This is a genomic window from Pseudomonas sp. Pse1, from assembly GCF_024519635.1.
GTDB lineage: Bacteria > Pseudomonadota > Gammaproteobacteria > Pseudomonadales > Pseudomonadaceae > Aquipseudomonas.
Genome location: NZ_JALJRO010000002.1, coordinates 433,358 through 459,701, shown reverse-complemented (window position 1 = coordinate 459,701; position 26,344 = coordinate 433,358). Strand labels below are relative to the sequence as shown.

27 protein-coding genes and 1 pseudogene are annotated in these 26,344 nt (G+C 59.8%); 12 read left to right on the top strand and 16 right to left on the bottom strand.

Going from position 1 to position 26,344, the window contains the following annotated elements; genetic code table 11:
* Positions 1 to 85 precede the first annotated feature (85 nt).
* The gene (gene znuA, locus NR126_RS04835) at positions 86 to 1,015 is read right to left on the bottom strand and encodes a zinc ABC transporter substrate-binding protein ZnuA (RefSeq protein WP_256829799.1); all 930 of its coding nucleotides are present in this window, start codon (positions 1,013 to 1,015) and stop codon (positions 86 to 88) included.
* Positions 1,016 to 1,072: 57 nt separating this feature from the next.
* On the opposite strand from znuA, the gene zur reads away from it, so the two are divergent.
* The 4 genes from zur to NR126_RS04815 are packed head-to-tail and all read left to right on the top strand — an operon-like array spanning position 1,073 to position 3,869.
* Entirely contained in the window at positions 1,073 to 1,555 is a 483-nt protein-coding gene (gene zur / locus NR126_RS04830; RefSeq protein WP_027616606.1) for a zinc uptake transcriptional repressor Zur, read from the top strand.
* On the top strand, positions 1,555 to 2,340 hold the full coding sequence (gene znuC / locus NR126_RS04825) for a zinc ABC transporter ATP-binding protein ZnuC (RefSeq protein ID WP_027616607.1): 786 nt from the start codon (positions 1,555 to 1,557) through the stop codon (positions 2,338 to 2,340). The genes zur and znuC overlap by 1 nt, the downstream gene beginning before the upstream one ends.
* A complete protein-coding gene (znuB, locus tag NR126_RS04820) occupies positions 2,333 to 3,121 on the top strand; it encodes a zinc ABC transporter permease subunit ZnuB (protein WP_027616608.1) in 789 nt (262 codons plus the stop codon). The genes znuC and znuB overlap by 8 nt, the downstream gene beginning before the upstream one ends.
* Before the next feature lie 37 nt (positions 3,122 to 3,158).
* A complete protein-coding gene (locus tag NR126_RS04815) occupies positions 3,159 to 3,869 on the top strand; it encodes a PA5502 family lipoprotein (protein WP_256829797.1) in 711 nt (236 codons plus the stop codon).
* 27 nt (positions 3,870 to 3,896) lie between these two features.
* On the opposite strand, the pseudogene katE reads toward NR126_RS04815, so the two are convergent.
* Positions 3,897 to 6,095, bottom strand: a pseudogene (gene katE / locus NR126_RS04810) (catalase HPII); the annotation flags it as partial.
* Positions 6,096 to 6,266: 171 nt separating this feature from the next.
* Here katE and NR126_RS04805 point away from each other — a divergent pair.
* The 3 genes from NR126_RS04805 to NR126_RS04795 all read left to right on the top strand — a co-directional run bounded on the left by NR126_RS04805 (position 6,267) and on the right by NR126_RS04795 (position 8,784).
* Positions 6,267 to 7,274 (top strand): methionine ABC transporter ATP-binding protein, encoded by a 1,008-nt coding sequence (locus NR126_RS04805; RefSeq protein WP_105753502.1) that lies wholly within the window; start codon positions 6,267 to 6,269, stop codon positions 7,272 to 7,274.
* Positions 7,274 to 7,948 carry a methionine ABC transporter permease gene (locus tag NR126_RS04800; protein WP_027616612.1) on the top strand — a complete coding sequence of 225 codons (675 nt, stop codon included), beginning with the start codon at positions 7,274 to 7,276 and terminating at the stop codon, positions 7,946 to 7,948. Before NR126_RS04805 ends, NR126_RS04800 begins: the two co-directional genes overlap by 1 nt.
* A 62-nt stretch (positions 7,949 to 8,010) precedes the next feature.
* Positions 8,011 to 8,784: a MetQ/NlpA family ABC transporter substrate-binding protein gene (locus tag NR126_RS04795; RefSeq protein ID WP_027616613.1), complete on the top strand. Its 774-nt coding sequence runs from the start codon at positions 8,011 to 8,013 to the stop codon at positions 8,782 to 8,784.
* Between the two features lie 68 nt (positions 8,785 to 8,852).
* On the opposite strand, the gene NR126_RS04790 is transcribed toward NR126_RS04795, so the two are convergent.
* Genes NR126_RS04790 through NR126_RS04770 form a run of 5 tightly spaced genes read right to left on the bottom strand, consistent with a single transcriptional unit; the run spans position 8,853 to position 12,758 of the window.
* Positions 8,853 to 9,488, bottom strand: coding sequence for an SCO family protein (locus NR126_RS04790; RefSeq protein ID WP_105753503.1), 636 nt, complete (start codon positions 9,486 to 9,488; stop codon positions 8,853 to 8,855).
* Entirely contained in the window at positions 9,485 to 10,384 is a 900-nt protein-coding gene (cyoE, locus tag NR126_RS04785; protein WP_256829796.1) for a heme o synthase, read from the bottom strand. Before cyoE ends, NR126_RS04790 begins: the two co-directional genes overlap by 4 nt.
* Positions 10,372 to 11,451: a heme A synthase gene (locus tag NR126_RS04780; protein ID WP_027616616.1), complete on the bottom strand. Its 1,080-nt coding sequence runs from the start codon at positions 11,449 to 11,451 to the stop codon at positions 10,372 to 10,374. The genes cyoE and NR126_RS04780 overlap by 13 nt, the downstream gene beginning before the upstream one ends.
* Positions 11,452 to 11,461: 10 nt before the next feature.
* Positions 11,462 to 12,052: a hypothetical protein gene (locus tag NR126_RS04775; RefSeq protein ID WP_256829794.1), complete on the bottom strand. Its 591-nt coding sequence runs from the start codon at positions 12,050 to 12,052 to the stop codon at positions 11,462 to 11,464.
* Positions 12,018 to 12,758, bottom strand: a complete 741-nt coding sequence (locus NR126_RS04770; RefSeq protein ID WP_256829792.1) for an SURF1 family protein — start codon at positions 12,756 to 12,758, stop codon at positions 12,018 to 12,020. Before NR126_RS04770 ends, NR126_RS04775 begins: the two co-directional genes overlap by 35 nt.
* Before the next feature lie 71 nt (positions 12,759 to 12,829).
* Here NR126_RS04770 and NR126_RS04765 point away from each other — a divergent pair, with 71 nt between their 5' ends.
* Positions 12,830 to 13,033, top strand: coding sequence for a twin transmembrane helix small protein (locus NR126_RS04765; RefSeq protein WP_256829791.1), 204 nt, complete (start codon positions 12,830 to 12,832; stop codon positions 13,031 to 13,033).
* 6 nt (positions 13,034 to 13,039) lie between these two features.
* Here the strand turns inward: NR126_RS04765 and NR126_RS04760 are convergent, their stop codons facing one another.
* From NR126_RS04760 to coxB, 4 genes are all read right to left on the bottom strand, one after another.
* Positions 13,040 to 13,927, bottom strand: coding sequence for a cytochrome c oxidase subunit 3 (locus NR126_RS04760; RefSeq protein ID WP_027616620.1), 888 nt, complete (start codon positions 13,925 to 13,927; stop codon positions 13,040 to 13,042).
* A 33-nt stretch (positions 13,928 to 13,960) separates the two neighbouring features.
* Entirely contained in the window at positions 13,961 to 14,518 is a 558-nt protein-coding gene (locus NR126_RS04755) for a cytochrome c oxidase assembly protein (protein ID WP_027616621.1), read from the bottom strand.
* 21 nt (positions 14,519 to 14,539) lie between these two features.
* The gene (gene ctaD, locus NR126_RS04750; protein ID WP_027616622.1) at positions 14,540 to 16,132 is read right to left on the bottom strand and encodes a cytochrome c oxidase subunit I; all 1,593 of its coding nucleotides are present in this window, start codon (positions 16,130 to 16,132) and stop codon (positions 14,540 to 14,542) included.
* Between the two features lie 82 nt (positions 16,133 to 16,214).
* Complete coding sequence (gene coxB / locus NR126_RS04745) at positions 16,215 to 17,342, bottom strand: cytochrome c oxidase subunit II (protein WP_105753504.1); 1,128 nt, start codon at positions 17,340 to 17,342, stop codon at positions 16,215 to 16,217.
* Positions 17,343 to 17,715: 373 nt separating this feature from the next.
* Between coxB and NR126_RS04740 the strand changes: the two genes are divergently transcribed.
* Positions 17,716 to 18,366: a hypothetical protein gene (locus NR126_RS04740; RefSeq protein WP_105753505.1), complete on the top strand. Its 651-nt coding sequence runs from the start codon at positions 17,716 to 17,718 to the stop codon at positions 18,364 to 18,366.
* 56 nt (positions 18,367 to 18,422) lie between these two features.
* Here the strand turns inward: NR126_RS04740 and NR126_RS04735 are convergent, their stop codons facing one another.
* From NR126_RS04735 to NR126_RS04725, 3 genes are all read right to left on the bottom strand, one after another.
* Positions 18,423 to 19,943 carry a SulP family inorganic anion transporter gene (locus tag NR126_RS04735; RefSeq protein ID WP_256829790.1) on the bottom strand — a complete coding sequence of 507 codons (1,521 nt, stop codon included), beginning with the start codon at positions 19,941 to 19,943 and terminating at the stop codon, positions 18,423 to 18,425.
* Positions 19,944 to 20,032: 89 nt separating this feature from the next.
* Entirely contained in the window at positions 20,033 to 20,764 is a 732-nt protein-coding gene (locus tag NR126_RS04730) for a carbonic anhydrase (protein WP_027616626.1), read from the bottom strand.
* Positions 20,765 to 20,995: 231 nt separating this feature from the next.
* Positions 20,996 to 22,054 (bottom strand): PA0069 family radical SAM protein, encoded by a 1,059-nt coding sequence (locus NR126_RS04725; protein ID WP_256829787.1) that lies wholly within the window; start codon positions 22,052 to 22,054, stop codon positions 20,996 to 20,998.
* A gap of 237 nt (positions 22,055 to 22,291) precedes the next feature.
* On the opposite strand from NR126_RS04725, the gene NR126_RS04720 reads away from it, so the two are divergent.
* The 3 genes from NR126_RS04720 to NR126_RS04710 all read left to right on the top strand — a co-directional run bounded on the left by NR126_RS04720 (position 22,292) and on the right by NR126_RS04710 (position 23,912).
* Positions 22,292 to 22,594, top strand: coding sequence for a hypothetical protein (locus tag NR126_RS04720; protein WP_256829786.1), 303 nt, complete (start codon positions 22,292 to 22,294; stop codon positions 22,592 to 22,594).
* Between the two features lie 55 nt (positions 22,595 to 22,649).
* The gene (locus NR126_RS04715; RefSeq protein ID WP_256829785.1) at positions 22,650 to 23,135 is read left to right on the top strand and encodes a hypothetical protein; all 486 of its coding nucleotides are present in this window, start codon (positions 22,650 to 22,652) and stop codon (positions 23,133 to 23,135) included.
* 120 nt (positions 23,136 to 23,255) lie between these two features.
* On the top strand, positions 23,256 to 23,912 hold the full coding sequence (locus NR126_RS04710) for a tyrosine-protein phosphatase (RefSeq protein WP_027616629.1): 657 nt from the start codon (positions 23,256 to 23,258) through the stop codon (positions 23,910 to 23,912).
* Positions 23,913 to 23,956: 44 nt separating this feature from the next.
* Here NR126_RS04710 and NR126_RS04705 read toward each other — a convergent pair whose 3' ends face one another.
* Together NR126_RS04705 and prlC are read right to left on the bottom strand one after the other, a co-directional pair.
* A complete protein-coding gene (locus NR126_RS04705) occupies positions 23,957 to 24,244 on the bottom strand; it encodes a YheV family putative zinc ribbon protein (protein WP_027616630.1) in 288 nt (95 codons plus the stop codon).
* Positions 24,241 to 26,319, bottom strand: coding sequence for an oligopeptidase A (prlC, locus tag NR126_RS04700; RefSeq protein ID WP_256829784.1), 2,079 nt, complete (start codon positions 26,317 to 26,319; stop codon positions 24,241 to 24,243). The genes NR126_RS04705 and prlC overlap by 4 nt, the downstream gene beginning before the upstream one ends.
* Positions 26,320 to 26,344 lie beyond the last annotated feature (25 nt).

Genomic DNA, 26,344 nt, shown 5'->3' with positions numbered 1-26,344 from the left:
TCGCGAGCAGGCTCGCTACAGGGGGTTGTGTCGATCACCTGTAGGAGCGAGCCTGCTCGCGATTGCGGCGACGCCGATTCCAGCGTTATAGCGACTCCAGACACCCCGCCAGATCATTCCCAAGCTTTTCCAGCACCTGCTCATACCCTTGGGCAGTCGCCGGGGTATAGCCACCCAGCGCATCCAGTTCAGCCAATTTCACCGGCAAGCCCGCCACCAGGGTCTCGGCCAGGCGTGGGCGCAATGGCGGTTCGCTGAACACGCAGGTCTTGCCGACTTCCTGCAGGCGCGCGCGCATCGCCGCCACATGTTGGGCGCCCGGCTGCACTTCGGCAGCCACGCTGAACACCCCCGCATGCTTGAGCCCGTAGGCGTCTTCGAAATAATCAAAAGCTTCGTGGAAGACGAAGTAGGGTTTGCCTTCAATGGCTGCCAAACGCGCCTTCAACCGCAGGTCCAGCGCATCGAGGCGCTCGTCGAAGGCCTTGAGGTTGCTTTGATAGCGCGCGGCATTGGCCGGATCGGCAGCGCTCAGATCGTTGGCGATTTTCCCGGCAATTACCCGCGCATTGACTGGTGATAACCATAAATGAGCGTCGAGACTTCCCGGACGATGGTCGTGATCGTGGTCGTCGGCCTCTTCTGCATGGGAATGACTGTCTTCGGCAAACCGGCGCAACTTCAGACCCGGCAGGTCCTGCAACGCAACCGATGGCAAATTGCGCCCCTTGAGCACGCGAGGGAGGAAGCCTTCCATGTCCGGGCCGATCCAGTACAGCAGGTCAGCCGACTGCACGCGCCGTACGTCGGAAGGTCGCAGGGCGTAATTATGCGGCGACGCACCCGGTGGCAGCAGCACCTCGGGAACGCCGACGCCATCCTGCACCGCTGCAGCAATCAACTGTACCGGCTTGATGCTGGTCAGCACCTTGACCTCGGCCTGCGCGGCACTGATCGCGAGGAAACTGGCAGTAAATGTGACAAGGATGGCAAAAAGTCTGGACACGATGACCACTCAAAGAGGCGAGAACGGGTAACATAATAACGTCTCTCACAAAACTCGTCGCCGCTCATGCCTAAAACACCGCTCGCCAGCCGCCCCCACGACCATTCGCACTGCGTGCACACCGCGCTGTCCGAGGCCGATGCCATTTGCGCACGCCAGGGCCTGCGCCTGACCGCCTTGCGCCGGCGCGTGCTGGAGTTGGTCTGGCAGAGCCACAAGCCGCTGGGCGCCTATGACATCCTCGCGGTACTCAGCGAGCAGGACGGCCGCCGCGCCGCGCCGCCCACTGTGTACCGCGCCCTGGATTTCCTGCTGGACAACGGCCTGGTGCATCGCATTTCGTCGCTCAACGCCTTTGTCGGCTGCAACCATCCGGGCCACGCCCATCAGGGCCAGTTCCTGATTTGCCGCGAATGCCATGCAGCCATCGAGCTGGAGCAGAAATCCATCAGCGACGCGATCATCCACAGCGCCAGCGACGTCGGTTTCGTGGTCGAAGGCCAGACCGTCGAGGTCGTTGGTCTCTGCGCGGGTTGCCAGGGGGCCTGATGAGCACTGCATTGATTCGCCTGAACCAGGTTGCAGTGACCTTCGCCGGGCAAAACGTACTGGACAATATCGAGCTGAGCGTCGAGCCAGGTCAGATCGTGACCTTGATCGGCCCCAATGGCGCTGGCAAAACCACCCTGGTGCGCGCCGTGCTGGGTCTGCTCAAGCCCGACAGCGGCAGCGTGTGGCGCAAGCCAAAGCTACGGGTTGGCTATATGCCACAAAAACTCCATGTTGACCCGACCCTGCCGCTGTCAGTCCTGCGCTTTCTGCGCCTGGTCCCCGGTGTCGACCGCACGCGTGCCCTCGCGGCACTCGGCGAAGTCGGTGCCGAGCAGGTGATTGATAGCCCGGTGCAGAGCATTTCCGGCGGCGAAATGCAGCGCGTGCTGCTGGCCCGTGCGCTGTTGCGCGAGCCTGAGTTGCTAGTGCTCGACGAGCCGGTGCAAGGGGTCGACGTCGCCGGCCAGGCCGAGCTGTACAGCCTGATCACCCGCTTGCGCGATCGCCACGGTTGCGGCGTGTTGATGGTGTCCCATGACTTGCACCTGGTGATGAGCACCACCGATCAGGTGGTCTGCCTAAACCGTCACGTGTGCTGCTCCGGGCATCCGGAACAGGTCAGCGGCGACCCGGCATTCGTCGAGTTGTTTGGCAAGAATGCGCCAAGCCTGGCGATCTACCACCACCATCACGACCACGCCCATGACCTGCATGGCTCGGTCGTCAGCGCGGCGCCCGCCGCTCATACCCACGTTCATGGAGATGGCTGCAAGCATGGCTGATTTTCTGTTGTACGCCCTGCTCGCAGGCCTCGCCCTCGCTATCGTTGCCGGCCCGCTGGGATCATTCGTGGTCTGGCGGCGCATGGCCTATTTCGGCGACACCCTGTCCCACGCCGCCTTGTTGGGCGTAGCATTGGGCTTTTTGCTGGATGTCAGTCCGACCATTGCGGTGACTGTTGGCTGTCTGTTGCTCGCCGTCCTGCTGGTAACCCTGCAGCAGCGCCAACCACTGGCCTCCGACACCTTGCTGGGGATTCTTGCGCCGAGCACGCTCTCCCTCGGCCTGGTGGTACTAAGCTTCATGCATGAAGTGCGGATTGACCTGATGGCTTATCTGTTTGGCGACTTGCTGGCGATCAGCCCAAACGATCTGGCATGGATCCTCGGCGGCAGCGCGGCGGTGCTGATTTTGCTGGCCGCGCTGTGGCGACCGCTGCTGGCGATTACGGTGCATGAAGAGCTGGCAACGGTCGAAGGCCTGCCGGTACCCGCTCTGCGGATGACCCTGATGCTGCTGATTGCCGTGGTGATCGCGGTCGCGATGAAAATCGTCGGAGTGCTGTTGATCACGTCCTTGCTGATCATTCCGGCCGCTGCGGCACAACGCCACGCTCGCTCGCCGGAGCAAATGGCCCTCGGTGCGAGCGTGCTGGGTATACTCGCGGTCTGCGGTGGCCTGGCGTTGTCCTGGTTCAAGGACACGCCGGCCGGCCCGTCGATTGTGGTCGCCGCCGCCGCGCTGTTTCTGCTGAGTTTTGTCCTGCCCCGTCGAGGGGTGTAGACTTGCTCGTTTTTTGCGCAATCAGAGAGTCGCAGGAATGAAGCCGTTCGCCTCCCGTTATCTGCTCCTTGTTGCCTTTGTACTTCTGGGCGCCTGCCAGAGCACACCCCCCGCCCCCGAAGTCCCGGACGCTCGGACGACGGCGATTGCCCAGTTGCAACAGAGCCTGGCCAGCAGTGAGCTGGCGACTGCCGAAGATCAACTGGCGGCACTGCAAGCGCAGACACCCGACGATCCCTCGCTGGAGCAGTATCAGCGTCAATTGGCCGAAGCTTACCTGCAGCGCAGTCAGATCGTCCTGCAAAAGGGTGATGTGAACGCTGCCGCGACGGCCCTAAGCCGCGCTCGCGCACTCATGCCCAAGGCACCGGCGCTGACCGGCGGTGTTAACGGCGCCATTACCGAAGCGCGCAGGGCTGAGTTGGAGCAGGCCGAGGCCGCCCTTGAGGCCGCCGCCGCCAAGCCAAAGGCCAGGGTAATCGACCCGACCGCCGAGAGCACCACCGTTGCGCTGAACATCACCGATAGCCCAAAACTTCGGCGACAACTGGACGCGATCGCCGCCGATGTGGTGAATTATCAATGCGCCGTCAGCATTCAGGCACCGCGCACCGAAGATTACCCGTGGCTCGCGACCCTGCTGACCAAGCGGGTGAAAAAACTCGACTCCGACTTCGACCTGAAGATCCAGCGGCAGATCCTGCGCCACATCCCTGCGCAGATGGTGTTAACACCGCGCAAGGATTAATCGTGGCAATCGAGGGTAATGGCTGAATCAGGCGGGAACGGCCTTGGCCTTCTCCTCGCGATCCCAGACCCGATGCTGGCCAATGGCGGCAAAAAATGCCTTGGTCAACTTGGCATCCGCCCCGACGATCAGCCCGGCATCGACCTCTAACTTCAATACATCCAGCAACTGCTTGGCTTCACCTTGCAGCGCGATGGCCTTCAAGTGCTTGTAAGCCTCCAGCACGTAGTGCAAGGCCACTCCATTGGTGCTCAACGCCTTGATCGACGCCGCACCACCCGGGACGAACACCGCATCGAAGGCTACTGAAGGCATGCCTTCCATCGACGCATCCACCGCCAGCGCCTTGCCATCCGCCGAAGTCACCGGCGCCGAGGTCGGCCCCAACAGTTTGGCGTGCGCCCCTTCAGCTTCCAGCGCCTTCTTCATGGCACTGATCGCCGCCGCATCGACTCCGTTCGCTGCCAAAATCGCGACTTTTCGCGTCTTGATGGTTTCCGGCAACAGGTTGGCCTGACTCAGCGCCGGCGAGCGCTCCAACGAAGTCTCGCGAACCTCGACAGTCCCGGTTTTCGGCGCCGGTAACCCTAGGTTCTGCGCCACGCGTGCCGCCAGATCCAGATCGATGTTGGCCAGGATCTCATTCACCTGCCGCGCCCGGATGAACTCGCGTTCGACCTTGCCCAGTTCAAAACTGTAGGCGGCAATGATGTGCTCTTTCTCATGCTCGCTCATGCTGTTGAAGAACAACCGGGCCTGAGAGAAATGATCGCCGAATGACTCGCTGCGCTGGCGGATCTTGTTCGCATCGATCCGTTCGGCATAACTCTCGAATCCGCCGTCGACCGCAGCCGCCGGGGTTTCTTTCGGCCAGCCGCCATCAATCGAATTCGGCTCGTAGGAGGCGCGACCCTTGTCGATGGTGGTGCGATGCAGGGCATCACGCTGTCCGTTATGCACAGGCGTGATTGGCCGATTGATCGGGATCTCATGAAAATTCGGCCCGCCAAGCCGGCTGATCTGGGTATCGGTGTAGGAAAACAGCCGGCCTTGCAACAGCGGGTCGTTGGAGAAATCGATGCCGGGCACGATGTGGCCCGGGCAGAACGCGACCTGCTCGACTTCGGCAAAAAAGTTGTCAGGGTTGCGGTTGAGCACCATCTTACCCAACGGGGTAATTGGCACCAGCTCCTCGGGGATCAGCTTGGTCGGGTCGAGGATGTCGAAATCGAAGGCGTGCTCGTTTTCCTCCTCGATGACCTGCACTCCCAACTCCCACTCGGGATAATCACCCATTTCGATGGCATCCCAGAGGTCGCGGCGGTGGTAGTCCGTGTCCTTGCCGGCGAGCTTCTGCGCTTCATCCCAGACCAGCGAGCAGGTGCCAGCAGTGGGCCGCCAGTGGAACTTGACGAAGCGCGCCTTGCCCTCGGCATTGATCAGGCGAAAGGTGTGCACGCCAAAGCCCTGCATGCTGCGCAGGCTTTTCGGGATAGCCCGGTCGGACATGGCCCAGATCACCATGTGCGCCGACTCCGGCTGCAACGATACGAAATCCCAAAAGGTATCGTGAGCCGAGCCACCCGTAGGAATTTCGTTGTGCGGCTCGGGTTTTACCGCATGGACGAAGTCAGGAAACTTGATCGCATCCTGAATGAAAAACACCGGCATGTTGTTGCCGACCAGGTCGAAGTTACCTTGCTTGGTGAAGAACTTCACCGCAAAGCCCCGGACATCGCGCACCGTATCGCCGGACCCGCGCGGCCCCTGCACCGTGGAAAAGCGCACGAACACCGGCGTTTTTTGTCCTGGGTCCTGCAGGAAACCGGCCTTGGTCAATTCAGCATGGTTCTCGTAGCACTGAAAGACGCCGTGGGCGCCTGTGCCGCGGGCATGCACGATGCGTTCGGGGATTCGCTCATGGTCAAAATGGGTGATCTTCTCACGCATGATGAAGTCTTCGAGCAACGACGGCCCGCGTGCGCCGGCCTTCAAGCTATTCTGGTTATCGGCGACCTTGACCCCCTGATTAGTACGCAGAGCCTGCTCGGTGGCATCAGAGCGGAAGGTTTCCAAGCTTTGCAGCTTGGCATTGCTGTTGGCGCGATCCGGGGTATGGGTACCCGCCAGCTGGCTTTGGTCGGCACCCGGTTTTTTACTACTCATCAGTCCTGAACTCCTCGATTGGGATGCCCGTCGACAGCGGGCGTTTTTCAGTTGCTGAAGTAGTGACTGACGGGCTTCGGCACCGTTCCTTTTTTATGACCTTTGATCGCGTTATCGCCAAATGAAAGGTTGTTTACGAAATAAATGCTAAGAACCTCTATACGGACAGGCTAAAATGCGCCCCCGGCTAACCGCTGATCCTTTTCCAACGCGCCCCACAAGGTTCGCTACGTGATCGAGTTTCAAAACGTCCATAAAACCTACCGCGTCGCCGGTAAGGATATTCCCGCCCTGCATCCGACCAGTCTGACGATTGATAACGGTCAGGTGTTTGGCCTGATCGGCCACTCCGGCGCCGGGAAAAGCACCCTGCTGCGCCTGATCAACCGCCTGGAAGACTCCAGTGGCGGCAAAATCACCGTCGACGGCGAAGAAATCACTGCGCTCGACGCCACGGCCCTGCGCCGTTTCCGCCAGCAAGTCGGGATGATTTTCCAGCACTTCAACTTGCTGGCCTCCAAGACGGTTGCCGACAACGTCGCGTTGCCACTGACCCTGGCCGGCGAACTCTCGCGCAGCGACATCGACCGCCGTGTGGCCGAGTTGCTGGCGCGAGTTGGTTTGTCCGACCACGCCAAAAAATACCCGGCGCAACTGTCCGGCGGTCAAAAGCAGCGCGTCGGTATCGCCCGCGCCTTGGCGACCAAACCGAAAATCCTGCTGTGCGACGAAGCCACCAGCGCCCTCGACCCGCAAACCACTGCATCCGTCCTGCAACTGCTGGCGGAGATCAACCGCGAGTTGAAACTGACCATCGTGCTGATCACCCATGAAATGGACGTGATTCGCCGGGTCTGCGACCAGGTTGCGGTAATGGACGCCGGCCGGATCGTCGAACAGGGCCCGGTGGCCGAAGTGTTCCTGCATCCCAAGCATGCGACTACCAAGCGCTTCGTCCAGGAAGACGAGCAGGTCGACGAAGGCGAACAGCGCGATGATTTCGCTCACGTGCCGGGGCGTATCGTGCGCCTGACCTTCCAGGGTGATGCCACCTATGCGCCGCTGCTGGGCACCATCGCCCGCGAAACGGGGGTCGACTACAGCATCCTCGCCGGTCGCATCGACCGCATCAAAGACGTCCCTTACGGGCAACTGACCCTGGCCATCACCGGGGGTGACATGGAAGCGGCGTTCGCCCTCTTTGCTGCGGCCGAAGTCCATATGGAGGTGCTGCGCTAATGGAACTGCTGACAAGTTTCTTCGCCAATATCGACTGGTACGAAATCTGGCTGGCCACCGGCGACACCTTGCTGATGCTCGGCGGCTCGCTGTTGTTCACCGTATTACTCGGACTGCCACTGGGTGTGCTGCTGTTCCTCTGCAGCCCACGCCAATTGCTTGAAGCCAAGGGTGTCTACGCGCTGCTGTCGCTGATCGTGAACATTCTGCGCTCGCTGCCGTTCATCATTTTGCTGATCGTGATGATTCCGTTCACCGTACTGATCACCGGCACCTCGCTGGGCGTCGGCGGGGCGATTCCGCCACTGGTGGTCGGTGCTACACCGTTCTTTGCCCGCTTGGTGGAAACCGCCCTGCGCGAAGTCGATCGCGGCATCATCGAGGCGACCCAGGCAATGGGCGCCACGACACGCCAGATCATTACAAATGCCCTGTTGCCGGAAGCCCGTCCGGGCATCTTCGCGGCGATCACGGTGACGGCCATCACGCTGGTGTCCTACACGGCCATGGCCGGTGTGGTCGGCGCCGGAGGCCTGGGTGACCTGGCCATCCGTTTCGGCTATCAGCGCTTCCAGACCGACGTCATGGTGGTGACCGTGGTGTTGTTGCTGGTGTTGGTCCAGGTACTGCAAACCGTCGGCGATAAGCTGGTGGTGCACTTTTCCCGAAAATAAATGCAATCGTCGGCATTACGCCGGCAGGCGCCCGAAAGGGCGCTTCACAAGGAGTTTGCTGGATGAAAAAACTACTCGTCGCGTTCGCAGCCGTTGCTGCGTTCTCCGCCCAGGCTGCAGAAACCCTAACCGTTGCCGCCACCCCGGTACCGCACGCAGAAATCCTTGAGTTCGTGAAACCGGCCTTGGCCAAAGAGGGCGTGGACCTCAAGGTCAAGGTCTTCACCGACTACGTGCAGCCGAACGTTCAGGTCGCGGAAAAGCGCCTGGATGCCAACTTCTTCCAGCACCAGCCGTACCTCGATGAATTCAACAAGGCCAAGAACACCAACCTGGTGAGCGTGGCCGGCGTGCACATCGAGCCCCTGGGTGCATACTCCAGCAAGTACAAGTCGCTGGCCGAGTTGCCAGGTGGCGCCACCGTGGTCATTCCGAACGACGCCACCAACGGCGGCCGTGCCCTGCTGCTGCTGGACCACGCCGGCGTGATCAAGCTCAAGGACTCGAAGAATATCTTGGCGACCGTCAAGGACATCGCCGAGAACACCAAGGGCCTGAAATTCCGCGAGCTGGAAGCCGCCACTATCCCGCGCGTGCTGACCCAGGTTGACCTGGCGCTGATCAACACCAACTACGCGCTGGAAGCCAAACTGGATCCGTCCAAGGATGCGCTGGTCATCGAAGGCAAGGACTCGCCTTACGTGAACATCCTGGTTGCCCGCCCGGACGACAAGGACAGCGACGCCATGAAGAAACTGGTAGCTGCCCTGCACAGCCCGGAAGTCAAAGCGTTCATCCTGGAGAAGTACAAAGGTGCGGTAGTGCCGGCGTTCTGATCTGAGCGATACAACTAAAAAGGGGCGCATTCAATGCGCCCCTTTTTTGTGCCTGATAAACGACTCGATTACTGACGGCTGACCATCACAGGCAACTGCGCCACCAGCTTGACGTTGTTCAAGGGCGCACGGATGAATCCGCGCTGGGTGCCATCCGGGCCGATCACCGCCAAATTGCCGCTGTGATCGACGGTGTAGTTGGGCTTGCTGGTATCCGCCGGAATGAACGGGATGCTCAGCGCGTTGGCCACGGTCTGCAGTTCTTCGACCGATTTCGGCGCCAGCCCGATGAACTGTGGATCGAAGTAACCCAGGTATTGCTTGAGCTGCTGCGGTGTGTCGCGATGAGGGTCGACGCTGACCAAGATGATCTGCAGCTTGTCGCCCGCATCCGCCGGCAGCTCGCTCTTGATCTGACGCAGTTGGGCAAGGGTGGTCGGGCAGATGTCCGGGCAGAAGGTGTAGCCGAAGAACAGCAGGCTCCACTTGCCTTTCAACTCATTGATGGTGACCGGCTGGCCGTCCTGGTTGGTCATCTGCACGTCCGGCAGGTTGCGGCTTTGCGGGAGCAGGATGATCCCGGCATCGATCAGCGCGGTCGGATCTCCCTGGCCCTTGCCGGACAGGACCTTGTTGATGGTCAGCCCGAGGACAAGGGCAATCAGGGCAACAAGGATGAAGACAGTTTTCTGGGTTCGGGTCATAGGTTCAACATCAGATAGTGGTCTACGAGCAGGGCGATAAACAGCAGGAACAAGTAGTAAATAGAGTACTTGAAGGTGTTGATCGCCGCGTGCGGCCGAGTGCCACGGTACAGCACCACGGCCCATTGCAGAAACCTCGCTCCCAGCCCTAGTGCACAGGCCAGATACAACAGGCCGCTCATATGGATCACGTAGGGCATCAGGCTCACTGCCAGCAGGGCGCAGGCGTAGAGCAGGATGTGCACCTTGGTGTAGTGCTCGCCATGGGTCACCGGCAGCATCGGGATATCGGCCTTGGCGTACTCCTCCTTGCGGTGAATCGCCAGCGCCCAGAAGTGTGGCGGGGTCCAGGCGAAAATGATCAGCACCAGCAGCAGCGGCTCAGCGCTGAGGTGCCCGGTGACGGCGACCCAGCCCAGCAAAGGCGGGGCAGCACCGGCCAGCCCGCCGATCACGATGTTCTGCGGGGTGGCGCGCTTGAGGAAGCCGGTGTAGATCACCGCGTAGCCCAACAGCGAAGCCAGGGTCAGCCAAGCCGTCAGCGGATTGGTGAAGGCCAGCAGCAGGGCTTGCCCACTGAGTGCCAGCACCAGGGCAAAGGTCAAGGCCCCGAACGGTGAGACCCGGCCTTCGGCCAATGGCCGTTTGTGGGTGCGGGCCATGACGGCGTCGATTCGCCGATCTACCACATGATTGACCGCCGCCGCGCCGCCGGCACACAAGGCGATGCCCAGATTGCCGAATATCAATACCGTCCACGGCACGCCGGCCCGGGTCGCGAGGAACATGCCGACCAGCGAAGTGATCAGCATCAGCACCACCACCTTGGGCTTGGTCAGCTCCAGGTAGTCACGCCAGATTGCCTGCCGGGGCCGTTCGCCGATCAGAGTCGCCATGGCATTTCTCCTTTTATGGTTATCGGCCCAGCCGCATGTTTACGCGGGCTGAAGCGCCAGCGTCCGAGCGCCTGTTGCTCGACCCGGACCAGGCTGGTGCGGGCGTGGTAGTTGACCAGCACCAGGGTCAGCAACAGCGCCGCGCCTCCGGCGTTGTGTGCCACGGCCACCGGCAGGGGCAGGTGAAACAGCACATTGCTGATGCCCAGCGTGATCTGCGTGGCCAGCGCCAGCAACACCAGGCCGGCCAGGCGAGTCATGCCGACCACTTTCAGTTGCCAGGCCAGGCCCAGCAACACCAGGGTCACCAGCAAGGCGCCGATGCGGTGGGTCAGGTGGATGGCGGTGCGCGCATCACTGTCGAGCTGTCCGCCGAGGTAATTGGGGCCGATATGCTGGGTCAGATGAAAGCCGTTGGCGAAGTCCGCCGGTGGCAGCCATTGACCATGGCAGGTCGGGAAATCAATGCACGCCACCGCCGCATAATTGGAACTGACCCAGCCACCCAGGGCGATCTGACCGATCACCAGCAACAGACCAGCAGTTGCCCAATACTGCAAGCGGCGCGGCACGATCAGCGCCGGCAACACGCCAGACAACCTCAGGGTCAACAGGAACAACAGGCTCAGGGTGGCGAAGCCGCCGAGCAAATGCCCGGTCACCACCTGCGGCCACAGTTTGAGGGTCACGGTCCACATGCCGAACGCCGCTTGGGCGAACACCACCGCCATCAGGAACAACGGCAGTTTCAGCGGTTGATCGGGATGCTTGCGGTGAGTCCAGGCACGCGCCGCCAGCAACACGATCAGCAGGCCCAGGGTCCCGGCGAAATAACGGTGGATCATCTCGTTCCAGCCCTTGTGGGCCTCGACCGGGGTATCTGGAAAGTGCAATTCGGCATGGGCCAGTTGGGCTTCGCTTTTCGGTACGCTGATAAACCCATAGCACCCCGGCCAGTCCGGACAGCCAAGGCCGGCATGGGTCAGCCGAGTGTAGGCCCCCAGCAACACGACAATCAGTGCCAGCAAGGTGGCAAACAGCGCGAGGCGAAATCCAGGTTTGGCCATGACGATGCCCTTATCCGATATTCGACAGTTTCAGCAGGTGGCGCAGGTCGTTGAGCAGGTCCTTGCCTTTGACGGTGGGGCCGTAGCGCAGCACCAGGTTGCCGTGGGGATCGATGATCCACAGTTGCGCCGCGCTTTTGCCTTCCACGGCTTTGTTGTAGGTCCCAAGGTCCAGCGGATAGCGCTGCAGTTGTGGGTACTCGCGCTTGAGCTTGGCGTCGTAATCGGCACTCAACGGCTGGGCGACCGCCAGGGCGTGACTGGCGCGGGCAGCATCACGGTTCAGGCCGACCTGGATCTGCCGGGCGAGGTACACCAGTTGCTGGCAATCGACCGAACACTCCTTCGGCGCCGTCACCAGCATCTGCCAGCGCTGCTCGTCCGCCTGCACCCCCAGGTCGGCGCGCCCCTGGCCATTGCCGATCAGTTCGCCGTGATAGCTGCGCCCGTCCGGCACCCAGAACTGCAATTTGTACATGCCGGTGGCGAGGATCATCGGACCGATCACCATCAGCACAATCAGGATCAACTGCCAACGTCCGCGCCGCCGTTGAGGCGCCTGTGCATTAGACATGTTGGGTGGATTCATGGTCGCTCCCATGGTTTTTCTCCCTTGCGTTGTGCCATCCGAGGTAGAGATAGAGGCCGAACAGTGCGAGCGCCATGGCGAACCACTGCACGGCATAACCGAGGTGTTTTTCCGGGCCCATGGACACCACTGGCCAGTCGGCCTGGTAGGCCGCAGGCCCGGCTTCTGTGCGAACTTCGTAGGCGAAACCGCTGCGACCCAGTTCGTCCCAGAGCTTTTGCGGCGCGATCGCCGTCACCAGCCGCGGCCAGTTGGCCTGAAGGGGATCGGCATGCAGTTGAAAGGTGGTACCGGGAGCGACATAGACCCACGCGGTCAGGCTCAATGCCTGCTCGGGTGTGCTGAATGCCGGCGGTGTGCGCCGGTCCGGCCACGGCAACCAACCGCGATTGACCAACAGCCATTGGCCGCTGGCCTGATCGAGAAATGGCTGCAGCAACTCGACGCCGACCTTGCCATCGCGCTGCCGGTTGTCCAGCAGCACGCTGTGTTCGGCGTCGAAATGGCCGTGCAGGCTGACCCGTCTGAAGGCCGGATCAGAGTTGTGCAGCAACTCAGCGACGGCCACTGGCTCGCCCGCCCGGCGTTCGGCGTAACTGTCCATGAGCAGCTTTTTTTGCTCGCCACGGGCCAGTTGCCAGAAGCCGAGCGAGACCAGCAGCGGCAGCAACAGCGCCACCACCAGGCTCGGCACGAGACCCGGGCGGAAATGCTTCATGGCCGCGCCAGAAAGTCAGCGGGCGAGCTGGCTATACTCAAATGCATACGCGTTTCCCCCGGAGTGTCCCCATGCTCAAAGCAGCCATCGTCCTGATGCTGATTGCCACGGTTGTCAGCCTGTTCAGCGGCCTGTTTTTTCTGGTCAAGGACGAGAGCAGCTCACATCGCCTGGTGATCGCCCTGAGTGTTCGCGTTGGCCTGGCCGCCGTCACCGTCGGCCTGATCGCCTGGGGCTTCTTCAGCGGCCAGCTGGTCTCTCATGCCCCCTGGTAAACGATCTCAAAGCACGTAGACGAAGACAAACAAGCCGATCCACACCACGTCCACAAAGTGCCAGTACCAGCTCGCGGCTTCGAAGCCGAATTGGTGCTCGGCATCGAAATGCCCGCGCAGGACCCGCATCAGCATCACGAACAGAATCAGGGTGCCGATGGTCACGTGGGCGCCATGGAAACCGGTGAGCATGAAGAAAGTCGCGCCGTAGATGCCCGAACCGAGGGTCAGGCCCAGCTCTTTATAAGCGTGGATATACTCTTCAGCCTGGAAGCCGAGGAACGCGCAGCCCAGCAATACGGTCAGGGCCAACCAGATTTTCAGCGCGCCGCGATGGCCTTTTTTCAGAGCATGGTGGGCGATGGTCACGGTGATACTGGACGTCACCAGAATGACCGTGTTGAGCAGCGGCAAGCCCCAGGGGCTGATGACGTCCTTGGGTGGCGGGAACAGTTTGGAGTCCGGGTTTTCCAGCAGCGGCCAGACGAACTGGAAGTTCGGCCAGAGCATGTGGGCGATGCCTTTGGTGCCTTCACCACCCAACGCCGGACCCGAGACATGGCGCACGTAGAACAACGCGCCAAAGAAGGCGATGAAGAACATCACTTCGGAGAAGATAAACCAGCTCATGCCCCAGCGGAATGAGCGATCGAGTTGCGCACTGTACAACCCCGCACGACTCTCCTTGATCACCGCGCCGAACCAGCCAAACAGCATGTAGGCCAGTAGCAGACCGCCGACGAAAAAGATCAGCGGGCCGTGGGATTCCGGGCGCGCCGCCTTGAGGTCGTTGAACCAGGTGCCCAGGCCGAACACCGTGACGAACATGCCGATGGTGGCGATGATCGGCCATTTGCTCTGGGCGGGTACGTAATAGTGCTCATGAGTTGCCATTTATTGTTCTCCTTATCGGGCACGCTTGAACGTCTAGCCACCGGTCTTCTCGGCGACGGCCACGGGCGGATGACGTGCAGTGATATCGAACAGCGTGTAAGCCAGCGTCAGGTGCTTCACATCCTTGGGCATATCGCGGTCAACGATGAAACGTACCGGCATCTCGATCTGCTGACCGGGCTGCAGCACTTGCTGGGTAAAGCAGAAGCATTCGGTCTTGTGGAAGTACATCGCCGCAGCGCTGGGCGAAATGCTCGGCACCGCCTGGGCGCTCATGGGGTGGTCACTGGGATTACGCGCGATGAAGATCATCTCGTTCACCGCCCCCGGATGGACCACGATGTCATCGGATTTGGGATAGAAATCCCAGACCATGTCGATGGCATTGGTCGACAGGAACTGCACCCGCACCTGGCGCGAAGCATCCACCTGCTGCTCACCCGTGTACTGGCCACCGGTCTTGCCATTGATGCCCAGCGCCTTGCACATCACGTCGTAGATCGGCACCAGGGCAAAACCAAAGACAAACATCGCCACCACCACCAGCAACAGCCGGGTGACTAGTTTTTTCATCGAGATCGAGTCAGCCATGGTGTCGATCCTCCGCGCCGTTCACTTCACATCTGGCGGTGTAGTGAAGGTGTGATACGGCGCTGGCGATGGAATTTCCCACTCCAGGCCTTCGGCACCATCCCAAGGTTTCGCCGGGGCGGGTGGGCCGCCGCGAATGGTCTTGATCACAATGAACAGGAAGAAAATCTGCGTGGCGCCGAACATGAACGCGCCAATCGACGAGACCATGTTGAAGTCGGCGAACTGCAGGTTGTAGTCCGGGATCCGCCGCGGCATGCCCGCCAGCCCGACGAAGTGCATCGGGAAGAACGCCATGTTCATGCCGATGAAGGACAGCCAGAAATGCAGCTTGCCGAGGGTCTCGTCATACATGTGGCCGGTCCACTTCGGCATCCAGTAGTAGGCCGAGGCGAAGATCCCGAAGATTGCGCCCGGCACCAGCACGTAGTGAAAGTGCGCCACCACGAAGTAGGTGTCCTGATACTGGAAGTCCGCCGGAGCGATCGCCAGCATCAACCCCGAAAAGCCACCGATCGAGAACAGAATCACGAACGCCACGGCGAACAGCATGGGCGTCTCGAACGTCAGCGATCCCTGCCACATGGTACTGGCCCAGTTAAACACCTTTACCCCAGTGGGCACCGCGATCAGCAACGTGGCGTACATGAAGAACAGCTCACCCACCAACGGGATGCCCACCACGAACATGTGGTGCGCCCAGACGATGAACGACAGGAAAGCGATGCTCGCCGTCGCATAGACCATCGAGGTGTAGCCGAACAGCGGCTTGCGCGAAAAGGTCGGAATGATCGAGCTGACGGCGCCGAACGCCGGCAGAATCATGATGTACACCTCGGGGTGACCGAAGAACCAGAACACGTGCTGGAACAACACCGGGTCACCGCCACCGGCGGCACTGAAGAAGCTGGTGCCGAAGTGGATGTCCATCAGCATCATCGTCACGCAACCGGCCAGTACCGGCATCACCGCGATCAGCAGGAAGGCGGTGATCAGCCAGGTCCAGACGAACAGTGGCATCTTCATCAAGGTCATGCCCGGGGCGCGCAGGTTGAGGATGGTCGCGATGACGTTAATCGCCCCCATGATCGAACTGATACCCATCAGGTGGATGGCGAAGATGAAAAAGGTCACGCTTTCCGGGGCGTAGGTGGTCGACAGCGGCGCGTAGAAGGTCCAACCGAAGTTCGGTCCGCCACCGGGCATGAACAAGGTCGAAACCAGCATCAGGAAGGCTGCCGGCAGCAGCCAGAAACTGAAGTTGTTCATCCGCGGCAGGGCCATGTCCGGCGCCCCGATCATCAGCGGAATCATCCAGTTGGCCAGGCCGACAAACGCCGGCATCACCGCACCGAAGACCATCACCAGGCCATGCATGGTGGTCATCTGGTTGAAGAAGGCTGGTTCGACAATCTGCAGCCCGGGCTGGAACAGCTCGGCGCGGATCACCATGGCAAACGATCCGCCCAGCAGGAACATCATGAAACTGAACCACAGGTACAGGGTGCCGATGTCCTTGTGGTTGGTGGTCAGCACCCAGCGCATCAAGCCCTTGGCGGGACCATGGGCGTGGTCATGGCCGGCATGACCATGGTCATCGATCACTGCGCTCATGTCCTTTCTCCTGCAAACCAATGGGCTGGGCGGCCTGGGGGGTTGAGCCCCAGGCGTTCACGGGAACATGCAATCGAGCGGCTCATTTGCTTTCCGCCTGTTTCAGGGCCAGCACGTCTTTCGGCGTGACCATATCGCCTTTGTTGTTACCCCAGGCGTTACGCTCGTAGGTAACGACGGCGGCGATATCGACTTCCGACAGCTGCTTGCCGAACGCCGCCATGGCGGTTCCCGGTTTGCCGTGGAAGACGATGCTCAGGTGAGCGTCCTTCGGACCGGTGGCGATTTTCGAGCCCTTGAGTGCCGGGAACATCGGCGGCAGACCCTGGCCTTCGGCCTGGTGACAGGCCACGCAGGTGGTGTGATAGATCTTGTCGCCGCGCTCCTTGAGCTCGTCCAGCGTCCATTCCTTGCTGGTCAGCTCCTTGAGCTTGGCGGCTTCGGCCTTGCGTTCGGCGAGCCAGGTGTCGTAGTCGGCCTTGGTTTTGACGTCGACCACGATCGGCATGAAGCCGTGGTCCTTGCCGCACAACTCGGCGCACTGCCCACGGTAGAGGCCGGGCTTGTCGACGCGAGTCCAGGCCTCGTTGACGAACCCGGGAATCGCATCACGCTTGACCGCGAATGCCGGCACCCACCACGAGTGGATAACGTCGGCCGAGGTCACCAGGAAGCGCACCTTGGCCCCCACCGGCAGCACCAGCGGCTGGTCGACTTCCAACAGGTAATGCTCGCTCTTGGCGCTCTTGTTGTGGATCTGTTCTTGAGGCGTGGCCAGGTTGCTGAAGAACTCGACGTCCTGGCCCAGGTATTTGTAGTGCCACTTCCACTGATAGCCGGTGACCTGGATATCGATATCCGGCTCACTGCTGTCGTACATCTTGATCAGGGTGGCGGTCGCCGGAACAGCCATGGCGACCAGGATGATGAAAGGCACGATGGTCCAGAGAATCTCGACCGTCGTGCTTTCATGGAATTTGGCGGCTTCCTGTCCGGTGGAGCGCCGATGCATGATCATCGACCAGAACATCGCCCCAAAGACGATGATGCCGATCACTACACAGATCCAGAAGATGGTCATGTGCAGGTCGAACACTGCGTGACTGATTTCAGTAGCCCCAGGCGCCATATTCACAGTCCAGGCGGCTTGCGCCTGACTGAAAACCGACCACAACAGGAGGCCCATCCAGACTTGTGGATGTCGCATCATTGCGGGTTCCCCTTATCGTTCTTGTTATCCCGCCGGCTTTCACCTGCGTCCAAGGGAGCGGCTACCTAGACTACGAACTTAAACCGCCAAGCCTTGCTGCACATGCAGTCGGGCGTCATCAGCTAACTTCATACAAAACCGAGTATAGACAGGGAGTACGACCTCGCAACGCGACGGCGTAAATCAGCTGAAACACCCTGGACTTGCGCCATGGGCCACGGATGGAGAAGGATGTGGGGTGGATGATGGCAAATGGATATAACCTATACGCATCAAAGGTGAAATAATTATGACAAATACGTCTTAAGGGTTTTCATAAGCAAGCTAACTTATGTCTTCCCCTATTTTCCTGCCTTCGTTTCCTGGAGTTTTCATGAACACCGCCGCATTGCGCGAGCAGATTCAACGTGCACAGCAACATGAGTCCGAAACCGGTCAGCTGAGCCGTCAGCTGGAAGACCAACTGCCTCACCTGCATGACGCCATCAAGTTACCCGAGGTCGACGCCAACGGCGCGATGACCCGTTTTGTTGCTGCTTACATCGACCAGGTACCCGACCTGCTGGACGCGGCCAATGAAGTCGCGCGAGAAGCCGGTATCGAATCGCAGATCAAACCAGTATTGAAGATCGCCGAACAGTTCTTCATCCAGCCACCGGAAATCATGCAGGGCCATGTCGGCCTCGACTGTCTGCTGGACGAAGCCTACCTCGCACATCGCCTGGTAGAGGAAGTGAATGACCTGTACATCAAGCATTTTGGCCAGCCACTGATCCCCTTGGACATGACTGTCGCCAACCTGATTGCCCACCAGTTGATCGGCGAAGATTTCGCCAATCAACTGGATGAGGCGGTTCATCATGCCGTCGACGAAATGCTCGACGAAGACAGCTTCGCCCTGGAATCGGTCGAAGCCTACCGGGAAAAACTCAACAGCCCGGACACCGGTGCTGCCTGGAAACGCTGGCCGTGCCTGTCCCGCCAGTTGGGTGTTGGTCTGGAACTGGATCAACCGGCAGCTTGACCCCCTTTTGAGAGATCGCAGCCAGCAGAAATCCCTGCAGACTGCGATCTTTCGCTTTAACCAAGCCCCACCGTAGTCCGCAATCGCCCCTCCAGTCGACGCTTCAATCCACGCGCCTCGATCACCAACCGCGACCCCTTGCTCTGATTGGCCCGATCCCATTCCTCCAGCAATTCCAGGCAGGCATGGTCGATGTAACTGAGGTTGTTCAGTGGCACATGCACCGTTGCACCCGCCGGAATGGCCTGCAATGCCCGCGACAACGCTGGCACCTTGAGAAAGGTCGCAGCGCCAGTCAGCCGCAATTCCATTTCTCCCTGCGGCGCCAGATCGACCAGACTGATTTTCAGGCGGGATGCCTTCCAGGCCAGTTTCACCAGGGTCAGGCCAAAGCCGATCAGCACTCCCGTCAACAAGTCGCTGAAGATGATCGCCAGTGCAGTGACGGCGTAAGTCAGCATCGGCAACCGACCATAGCGCTGCAGGCCACGAAACGCCTTGAGATCGACCAGCTTGATCCCCGTATACACCAACACCCCCGCAAGACTGGCTACCGGGATGCTTTGCAGGACGCTGGAGAGCAGCAGCACAAATCCCAGCAACCAGACGCCATGCAAAATGGCCGACAGACGCGTTTTGGCTCCCGCCTGAACGTTGGCCGAACTGCGCACGATCACTCCGGTCATCGGCAAGGCGCCCAGCAGACCGCAGAGCATGTTGCCCACGCCCTGAGCAGACAATTCACGGTCGAAATCAGCCCGCGCGCCACTGTGCATTCGATCCACGGCGGCTGCTGACAACAAGGTTTCCGCGCTGGCAATAAACGCTACTGCAAACGCGGCAATCAACAGGTTGGGGTCGGCCAGGTTCAGCAAGTCCGCAGGTTTCAACCAGTCGATGGCCTCGGCTAGATTGGCTGGAACCTCGACTCGTTTGACGTCCAACACCAGGAGCAAGCTGGTGATGGTCGCCAACGCGACGCCGAGCAGAGCCCCGGGGATAAAGCGCAGAGCTGGCGGACGCAACTTCTCCCAGAGCCCCATCACGGTGATGGTGGATAGCCCCAACAAACCGGCCTGCCAGCCCACTGCACCGTCGAGCGCCTGCACCACAGTCGCCGGGAAACCGATAAGGTTTTCCAGACCCGAGGGTTTGGGTACCCCGTCAAACAGCACATGCACCTGCGACAGCACGATCAACACGCCAATCCCCGCCAACATTCCATACACCACTGCCGGTGCCGTCACCCGAAACCAGCAGCCGAGTCGCAGACGACCGGCAAGCAATTGCAACAAGCCGGCCAGCAGCAGGATCGGGCCCAGCATCGCCACACCATGCTGGCGTACCAATTCGAACACCAATACCGCCAACCCCGCCGCCGGCCCGCTGACTTGCAGCGGCGCCCCCGCGAGCCAACCCACCACCAGCCCGCCGATGATTCCGGTGATCAGGCCCTTGGCCGGGGGCATCCCGGACGCAATGGCAATGCCCATGCACAACGGCAGGGCGACCAGAAATACCACCACCGAAGCCATTAGCTCCCGTGGCAAAACAGCTCTCAATTGCGCAGTACGCATAGCGCGTCTCCCGATTTTTTACAGGCGTGACAAGGCCTGACTGCTTTTTCAGCAGCCACGACCGGGCCAGACGAGGTGTTTAGGCGTTTCTAGAAGCGCGCCTTGGGCGTCGCCATGGGAATCGGATGTTGACCATCCAGCGGCAAGAAGCAGCCCTTATCCGCGTCATAAGCTTTGATTTCGCTGGTTTCGATGCTGTAGACCCAGCCATGGATAAACAGCTGCCCGTTGGCCATGCGCGAAGCCACGGAAGGGTGGGTACGCAGGTGCTGCAATTGTGCGATGACGTTTTCTTCGGTCAGCACCTGCATGCCTTCGTGTTCGTCAGCGCACTGGCAGTTCTCCTGGACCATGGTTTTCGCCACTTCGGCGTGACGCAACCAGGCCTTGACGGTGGGCATCCTCTCCAGGCTTTGCGGATTGAGTACAGCGCGCATGGCACCGCAATCGGAGTGCCCGCAAATAATGATGTGCTGCACACCCAGGGCCAGAACGGCGTATTCGATCGCCGTGGAAACACCACCGTTCATTTGCCCATAGGGCGGAACGACGTTGCCGACATTACGGGTGACAAACAGATCGCCTGGGGCGCTTTGGGTAATCAATTCGGGAACGATGCGTGAGTCGGCACATGCAATGAACATCGCTCGCGGCCGTTGCGCCGTGGCGAGCTTCTTGAACAGCTCTTCCTGCTGCGGGAAGACTTCATGATGAAAATGCAGAAAGCCATCGACGATATGTTGCAGCGCTGCATCTGCGGTTTCGGCCCCGGGAGGGGCCGAAACCAATGCAGCCGGCGGCTGTTTATCCTGGTCACTCATGGATCATCCTCTTTGACGAGTTAGCGAATCTTCCCGTTTTACCTGGGACAGAGCCAACGGCTGGCCGAAAAACAAATCCGTGACCAGCCGGTCACTCGATGAGCACCGTAACCAGCAAAACTTAACTCAAACTGAATCAGTGGCTCTAAACCGCACATTTAAAGGATTACTGCAGATATTTCATACCGTGGTACGTATTACATAGCACTATAAACACTATTAATTCGTGGGCTATAACAACGACATTTGCGCACCCGAAGGGCAAAAGGCACTGCAATCCAGGTTGAACCCCTCACGCTGATTCAGCCCAAGGCGCTTGATGGTCTTGGCAAACCGCTGCGCCAACAGGTCGGCAAATGGCCCTTCGCCACGCATGCGCACGCCAAATCGACTGTCGTACAGCTCGCCGCCGCGACTTTGGCGAATCAGGCTCAATACGTGAGCTGCACGCTGCGGGTAGTGGGCCGCCAGCCACTCTTCAAATAGCGGAGCGACTTCCAACGGCAGCCTGAGCATCATGTACGCCGCACTTTGAGCCCCGGCGGCGTGGGCTGCCGTGAGCAGGCTTTCCAGCTCGCTGTCGTTGACCATCGGAATCATCGGCGAACACAGCACGCCCACCGGAATACCCACCTCGCGCATCACCCGAATCGCCCGTAACCGTGCCTTGGGGGCCGCCGTGCGAGGTTCGAGTATGCGTTTGAGCTCATCATCCAGACTGGTCAGGCTGATCATCACCGCCACCAGCCGTTGCTCGGCCAATTCGCTCAACAAATCCAGGTCGCGAAGGATCAGCGAGCCCTTAGTGATGATAGTCACCGGATGCCGGTAGCGTAGGAGCACCTGCAAAACTCGCCGGGTGATTTTTTGTTCGCGCTCGATCGGCTGGTAGGGGTCGGTGTTGGAACCCAGATTGATTGGCGCACATTGATAGCCACGCTTGCTGAGTTGCTGCTCAAGCACGTCGGCCGCGTTGGTTTTAGCAATCAGGCGAGTCTCGAAGTCGAGCCCGGGGGAGAGGTCCCAGTAGGCGTGGCTAGGCCTGGCGTAACAGTAGATGCATCCGTGTTCGCAGCCCCTGTAGGGGTTGATCGAACGATCGAACGGCAGGTCCGGTGAGTTGTTGCGGGTAATGATGGTTTTCGCCGTCTCAATGCGCACCTCTGTGCCTTGGGTCAGCGGCACTTCCTGATACCAACCGTCGTCCTCGGCGACCGAACGACTGGGTGCAAAGCGATTATGCGGATTGGCTGCGGTACCTCGCCCGCGAGGTGGCAGGGAACTGATCATCGAACTCATCCTTTATCTGTATATTCATACAGTACTCCAACAGGCCGTGCGCCGACGAGTACCGTTCGGCATGCCGATCGGCCGTGCGGAGAGATGGCAATCAACTACATTGGTTAATCAAGTAATTAATAATTAGTAACTTTTGACCTACATAGTTATTGGCTTGACCTGGGTTTTTAGCTTTAGTTTTCACTCCGCAAATAATTTGCACTCGACATTAACCTAAAGGACTAAGTCATGTCTTATTTCAATCAACGCGGTATATTCCTGCAACTCATGCAACCCGGCCCATCGGAACCCAACACCTGGGTGTCGATGCAACTTGCTCGAAAGGAAATGGGGTGGAATGCGGAAAATGAAACCCAAACGGAAACCCTGGTCGACTCGATCTTTGTCACCGCAATATCCCGCGATAATGGAAACACCTTCACCCTCAGCGGACTGAAAAAAGATGTGGACGGCGACGGTGATTTGGATGCCGCCGACGAAGACAAACTAAAAGCACTCGCCAAAGCCTACGCCAGCATCGTCAGCCCTTAAGCACGGTAGGTTCTGTATGTTTCCATGCACTACCAGTGGCGTATTTCTGCAAAGAGTGGATGACGCAGACACCGTCAAAATTCTTATTACATTGTCCAGAAGTAATAGCGACTCCTCTCTTTGCGCTACCACCCACTTAACCTTGCATATCGACAAGCAGGACAACAGCACCACGTTCGACTTCGACCCTTGGTCCGACATTAACGTTGTCCCTGACGGCAGCATTGATGAAAAAGACATTGAAGCTATCCGCAAACTTGCAGTGGCTTTTTACCATCAAGCGACCATCGATCCAGAACTTTTAGTATTTCTCACGGTGCTTAACAATCCTGCGGACGTGCTTCGAGTAAAAGTTTACTTGTTCGAACGGGATGAGGATGAAGAGAAACTTGTTCCTTACGATTACTCTTATACGGCTACGTCGGTTGATAACGGGATTAACTTCCAGCTGGACAGAGTGAATCCTCATAGCGGCAGTCAGCCACACGAGGCTTCCAATCTGGCGCCCCTGCTCAGGGCATTCATCAGCATGAAGCTGTAGGTGAATGCCGTTCGTTGAGGGGCTTGATCATTGAACAAATCTTTGACAAGCCCCTCACGGACCTTTGACTGCCAAACGCCCACGCTAGCAAGCTGTCATCCTTCACGGTTTACCCAGCTCATGTCGAATCAACGCTTGCTGTTCGTACTGTACTTATCGTTCATGGCGTTTTTTTCGATTCATCCGGCTCAAGCCGCATCAACGTCATTCTTGCGCCCCGGCGAATGGGCGCAACCCATCGAAGCGCAGTACGACCTCTTTCAGATGTCGCCAACGCTCTACCGCAGTGCACTGCCGGATGACGGCGTCCTGCCCCTGCTCGACAGGCTCAAGGTGCGCACAGTGATCACCTTTCTGCCGCAGTCCGATGCGCAGTGGCTAACCGCTCCCGGAATCAATCTGGTGCAGATTCCCTACAGGACCAACCATGTCGACGACAGCCTGGTCTTGAGTGCCCTGCGGGCGATAGAGACTGGCCAGAGCAAAGGCCCGGTACTGATGCATTGCAAACACGGCTCGGACCGCACAGGCCTGATTGCGGCAATGTACCGAGTGGTCGTTCAGGGTTGGAGCAAGGAGGGTGCGCTGCAGGAAATGACCGAAGGCGGATTCGGCGACAGTCATCATTTCAAGGACGGCATACGCTACATGATGCATGCCGATATCGATAAGCTGCGCGCGGCCCTTGCCAATGGGGAATGCAGCACCAGCGTATTTGCCACATGCTCGATGAAGAGCTGGTTCAAATCCGTCAGCGAGGGTAAGTCGGCGCTATAGACGCCTTCGGGCCGGCTCCCGGAGGAGAGGAGCCGGCCGCGCAATCAGGCGTCGTCGGTTTTTTTCTTCAGCTTTGGATTGACGAAAAATTGCACGGTCTGGACCTTGGCGTCCGCAACCTTCACCGCACTGGTGTTGACCCGCGTACCCAACTCCTTGGGTACCGACAGACCCTGCTCGTTGAGCGTATCGCTGTAACCGCAAGCCACGCATTCGCGATGCGGAACATCGTCTTCGCTCCACATCATCAACTTGTCCGGCTCGCTGCACGCCGGGCACACGGCTCCGGCGATAAAGCGTTTCTTGGTTTTGCTCACAGGCCCATCACTCATGCTGCTACGTCCTCATTCAGGCCGCTGTGACGCAGGAGTGCGTCAATCGACGGCGCCCGTCCGCGGAAATCGACGAACAGCACCATCGGCTCCTGAGAACCGCCACGCGCCAGGATCGCTTCACGGAAGGCACGACCCGTCGCTGCGTTGAGTACGCCTTCTTCCTCAAACTTCGAGAACGCATCGGCCGACAGCACTTCAGCCCATTTGTAGCTGTAATAGCCTGCGGCGTAACCACCGGCAAAGATGTGCGCAAAGCTGTTGGGGAAGCGGTTGTAGGCAGGCGGACGCATCACCGACACCTCGTCACGCACGCCCTCGAGCACCTGTGCAACGCTGCGGCCATCACCGTGGGTGGCATGCAATTCGAAATCGAACAGGGAAAACTCCAGTTGGCGCACCATCATCAGCCCGGACTGGAAATTCTTAGCCGCGAGCATTTTCTGCAGCAGGTCCTGCGGCAGCGGTTCGCCACTTTCATAGTGACCGGAAATCAGCGCCAGGCCTTCGGGCTCCCAGCACCAGTTTTCCATGAACTGGCTCGGCAACTCGACCGCATCCCAGGCCACGCCATTGATCCCGGAGACACCGGCGTGATCGACGCGGGTCAGCAGATGGTGCAGGCCGTGACCGAACTCGTGGAACAAGGTGGTCACTTCATCGTGGGTCAGCAGAGCCGGCTTGCCGCTGTCAGCCGGGGTGAAGTTGCACACCAGATTGGCCACCGGGCTCTGCAACGCGCCCTCGGCGGTGCGGCGACGGTCACGGGCGCCATCCATCCACGCACCGCCACGCTTGTTGGCGCGTGCGTACAGATCGAAGAAGAAACGCCCTACGTGCTGGCCGTTTTCACTGATTTCGAACAGGCGAACATCGGGATGCCAGGTATCGAAACCTTTTTGCTCGACGATCTCGATGCCATACAGGCGCTGGACAATCGCGAACAACCCGCCCAGCACTTTGTCGATCGGGAAGTACGCGCGCAGCGCTTCCTGGGAGACGCTGTAACGCTGCTCACGGAGTTTTTCGCCATAAAACCCGCTGTCCCAGCTTTGCAGGTCCGCACAACCCTGCTCAGCGGCATAGGCCTTGAGCTGTTGCAGATCCTGGGCGGCGAATGGTTTGCTGCGCTTGGCAAGGTCGCGCAGGAAGCTCAGCACCTGATCAGAGGACTCGGCCATCTTGGTCGCCAGACTCAGTTCCGAAAAACTCGAGAAACCCAACAACTTGGCCAATTCCTGACGCAAGTCGAGGATCTCTTCCATGACCGGGCCGTTATCATTCTGACCGGCGTTCGGGCCTTGGTCTGACGCACGGGTGCAGTAAGCAGCGTAGACTTCTTCACGCAAAGCACGGTCGTGGGCGTAGGTCATCACCGCGTAGTAGCTCGGAAACTCCAGGCTGATCAGCCAGCCATCGAGGCCCTTGGCCTGTGCGGCCGCAGCCATCTGTGCCTTGGCCGAATCGGTCAGGCCGGCCAGCGCCGCCTCATCGCTGACGTGTTTGGTCCAGGCCTGGGTGGCATCGAGCAACTGGTTGGAGAAGCGGCTGCCCAGTTCAGACAACTTGCTCTGCACTTCGGCGTAGCGCTGCTGCTCAGCCTCTGGCAGGTCGATACCCGACAGACGGAAGTCGCGCAGCGAGTGCTCGATGATGGTTTTTTGCGCAACGTCGAAGCCGCTGGCTTCAGGGCTGTTGGCCAGGGCTTCGAACGCCTGGAACAGTTCGCGGTTCTGCCCCAGTTCAGTGGAGTAGGCGCTCAGGGCCGGCAGGCAGGACTCATAGGCCTCTCGCAGTTCGGCGCTGTTGCACACGGCATTGAGGTGGCTGACTGGGCTCCAGGCAGCGCCCAGGCGGTCGTTGAGCTCGTCCATCGCCAGCACCAGGCCGGCCCAGGTCGGTTGTTGGCCCTGGGTCTTGAGGATCTCGGCAATGGCGGCGCGGTTGTCGGCGAGGATCTGTTCGATGGCCGGCTGCACGTGTTCGGCGCGGATCGCCGAGAACGGCGGTAGGTCGTAGGGCTGCAAAAGAGGGTTGTTCACGCTCACGGTTGGCACCTTGGCTGGAAGAAACATGGGGCCATCTTAATTACAATCGACG

What these genes read in the sequence shown, in the direction of transcription:
- znuB (WP_027616608.1), top strand. Translation starts at nt 2,333, where the DNA reads ATGGCTGATTTTCTGTTGTACGCCCTGCTCGCAGGCCTCGCCCTCGCT.
- ctaD (WP_027616622.1), bottom strand. Translation starts at nt 16,132, where the DNA reads ATGAGCGCAGTGATCGATGACCATGGTCATGCCGGCCATGACCACGCC.
- NR126_RS04770 (WP_256829792.1), bottom strand. Translation starts at nt 12,758, where the DNA reads ATGAAGCATTTCCGCCCGGGTCTCGTGCCGAGCCTGGTGGTGGCGCTG.
- NR126_RS04760 (WP_027616620.1), bottom strand. Translation starts at nt 13,927, where the DNA reads ATGGCAACTCATGAGCACTATTACGTACCCGCCCAGAGCAAATGGCCG.
- NR126_RS04705 (WP_027616630.1), bottom strand. Translation starts at nt 24,244, where the DNA reads ATGAGTGATGGGCCTGTGAGCAAAACCAAGAAACGCTTTATCGCCGGA.
- NR126_RS04775 (WP_256829794.1), bottom strand. Translation starts at nt 12,052, where the DNA reads ATGGGAGCGACCATGAATCCACCCAACATGTCTAATGCACAGGCGCCT.
- NR126_RS04815 (WP_256829797.1), top strand. Translation starts at nt 3,159, where the DNA reads ATGAAGCCGTTCGCCTCCCGTTATCTGCTCCTTGTTGCCTTTGTACTT.
- zur (WP_027616606.1), top strand. Translation starts at nt 1,073, where the DNA reads ATGCCTAAAACACCGCTCGCCAGCCGCCCCCACGACCATTCGCACTGC.
- NR126_RS04740 (WP_105753505.1), top strand. Translation starts at nt 17,716, where the DNA reads ATGAACACCGCCGCATTGCGCGAGCAGATTCAACGTGCACAGCAACAT.
- NR126_RS04800 (WP_027616612.1), top strand. Translation starts at nt 7,274, where the DNA reads ATGGAACTGCTGACAAGTTTCTTCGCCAATATCGACTGGTACGAAATC.
- NR126_RS04795 (WP_027616613.1), top strand. Translation starts at nt 8,011, where the DNA reads ATGAAAAAACTACTCGTCGCGTTCGCAGCCGTTGCTGCGTTCTCCGCC.
- NR126_RS04755 (WP_027616621.1), bottom strand. Translation starts at nt 14,518, where the DNA reads ATGGCTGACTCGATCTCGATGAAAAAACTAGTCACCCGGCTGTTGCTG.
- prlC (WP_256829784.1), bottom strand. Translation starts at nt 26,319, where the DNA reads ATGTTTCTTCCAGCCAAGGTGCCAACCGTGAGCGTGAACAACCCTCTT.
- cyoE (WP_256829796.1), bottom strand. Translation starts at nt 10,384, where the DNA reads ATGGCGACTCTGATCGGCGAACGGCCCCGGCAGGCAATCTGGCGTGAC.
- NR126_RS04780 (WP_027616616.1), bottom strand. Translation starts at nt 11,451, where the DNA reads ATGGCCAAACCTGGATTTCGCCTCGCGCTGTTTGCCACCTTGCTGGCA.
- NR126_RS04735 (WP_256829790.1), bottom strand. Translation starts at nt 19,943, where the DNA reads ATGCGTACTGCGCAATTGAGAGCTGTTTTGCCACGGGAGCTAATGGCT.
- NR126_RS04765 (WP_256829791.1), top strand. Translation starts at nt 12,830, where the DNA reads ATGCTCAAAGCAGCCATCGTCCTGATGCTGATTGCCACGGTTGTCAGC.
- NR126_RS04710 (WP_027616629.1), top strand. Translation starts at nt 23,256, where the DNA reads ATGTCGAATCAACGCTTGCTGTTCGTACTGTACTTATCGTTCATGGCG.
- NR126_RS04725 (WP_256829787.1), bottom strand. Translation starts at nt 22,054, where the DNA reads ATGATCAGTTCCCTGCCACCTCGCGGGCGAGGTACCGCAGCCAATCCG.
- coxB (WP_105753504.1), bottom strand. Translation starts at nt 17,342, where the DNA reads ATGATGCGACATCCACAAGTCTGGATGGGCCTCCTGTTGTGGTCGGTT.
- NR126_RS04790 (WP_105753503.1), bottom strand. Translation starts at nt 9,488, where the DNA reads ATGACCCGAACCCAGAAAACTGTCTTCATCCTTGTTGCCCTGATTGCC.
- NR126_RS04720 (WP_256829786.1), top strand. Translation starts at nt 22,292, where the DNA reads ATGTCTTATTTCAATCAACGCGGTATATTCCTGCAACTCATGCAACCC.
- NR126_RS04730 (WP_027616626.1), bottom strand. Translation starts at nt 20,764, where the DNA reads ATGAGTGACCAGGATAAACAGCCGCCGGCTGCATTGGTTTCGGCCCCT.
- znuC (WP_027616607.1), top strand. Translation starts at nt 1,555, where the DNA reads ATGAGCACTGCATTGATTCGCCTGAACCAGGTTGCAGTGACCTTCGCC.